General features: G+C 51.9%; 1 protein-coding gene. It reads right to left on the bottom strand.

Translation table 11 applies throughout. The annotated features are described in order from the left end of the window. Window positions 1-153 precede the first annotated feature (153 nt). On the bottom strand, window positions 154-1,698 hold a 1,545-nt coding region (locus ACOCD2_RS18845), incomplete at its 5' end, for a choice-of-anchor Q domain-containing protein (RefSeq protein ID WP_293650040.1).

Here is a 1,698-nt window from a genome sequence, read left to right as displayed (position 1 = left end):
AATAGGTTGTCAAAGGCCGAGTCGATTTTGGGGACTGGGAATGTCCCAAAATCTATCACGAGGTCGAAGACACACTTGCAAGGTCATACCGCCTAATAACGGTTCATCCCCACAGAGTGGGGAATCTCGATTTCAGCTATTTGTTTGCGTTTGTCAATTGCTGGGGATTTCTCCGTTAGGCGCTCCCAGTACTGTAATCTCGAAACTTGCTAGCGTCGCTGATGGTTTTAGGCGTATTCCGACAGTTAGCGCTATATCTGCCGGGCCGTACCCTGTTGCGCCCGGGTATAGTTCTTGGTCTGGTGTGAATGTTCCCCATCCCGCATCTGCGCCGGTGAGTGTTGATGCGTCCAGTACGCGCCCGCCGTTAGGCGTGTATCTTTCAGGGTTTCCCATCCATCCGATACGGGAGGCGTTTCTGAGCCATCTCACGCCAATTGCTACGCCACTAGTAGGGTGGTCATTACTGTTAGTTACTAAAAGCCTGTTTAGGTGTCCTCTGCCGCCCACAGCGAGCCAATTTCTGCTGGTGTCCGGGTATAGGTCAATGTCCGCATACAGGCCAAACGCTACTTCCCCGAATGCTGCAGTGCTCCAAATTTCATAACGTGTGACATGGACGTTTGTACGAGGCATCACCGTTGATGTTGCTCGCCAGTGGATTAGTCCGTTTTCACCTTCAAATTTTCCGTCCGATATTTTGCTGCCGCCCGTTATTCCTCTGATGTGATGCGTTGTTGTGTTTGCCAGTATTCCAGATTCGTTGTTGTTTCCGTCTCCGATTTTTACTAAGGTCTCCCATTCTTTCAGTGCACTGTCGTCGTTTAACGTCAAACGATTGATTTTTCCTGCGTCTCCCATTGTCACTTGCAGTTCATCTGGGGCTTCCAGTTCCGCGATACGCGCGTCTTTTGCTGCGATCTGTTCTTGAAGCGCCTCTTTTTGTGTCTGTAGTGTGCTGATGTTTCTTTTCAGCACACTAATATCTTCGTTGTATTCTTCCGGTACCCTCCTGTCGATGGGGTGCGGGGTCTGGCGGCCCGGTGGCGTATGACCTCGCTCTACCGCACCGATGTCGCACTGCGTATCGGTACCGGTTTCTCCATCTGCGTTTTTTCGTTGTGCTCCTCGCTGGTCTGTGTCCTTGCAGTTGTGCCCTGCCGCGCTCAGTAGGCCACTGTCTTTTTTGGGCATGTGCGTCAGCGTATAGCCGCCATTGTCGGCCAGGTGTCTGATTTTGGGGTCTCCCCGGTCCCCGGATGACGCGCAGCTTTTATCATCTGACCAAATATTTTCTGTTGAAATATTTCCCCAGCCACCGCAATTGCGGCCCACTGATTCCGCGATCACTGTGCGTTTTAGCTCCAGCGTCGCGCGTCTGTCGAGGGTCGCGGTATAGATCGTTCCGCCGTTAAATTTTTTGATACTCACGATTTGCGTACCGGTGTCACCAGGTTGTTGTGTTCGGGTGACCGGATGCGAGTCATTGCCAATCAATGTGCTGTCATAAACGGCCGTGCGGTATTTGATGCCACTCCCTGATATATAGGTCCACAGCGCGCTACCGCGGTTTTCCATCGTTGTCTCCGTCTCGCTTTTTTGTGCGCGATTGTAGCTGAGCGTGCTGGTCTGTATTGTCAAATGGCCTAGATTGTAGAGAGCGCCCCCTTTGTCTCGTGCCCAATTCCAGGCTAAAGT

The sequence above is a fragment of the Thiolapillus sp. genome (assembly GCF_048562965.1).
GTDB classification, from domain to species: domain Bacteria; phylum Pseudomonadota; class Gammaproteobacteria; order Chromatiales; family Chromatiaceae; genus Thiolapillus; species Thiolapillus brandeum_A.
Note: the sequence above shows the minus strand (reverse complement) of the source record. Positions and strands in the feature narration are given on the sequence as shown.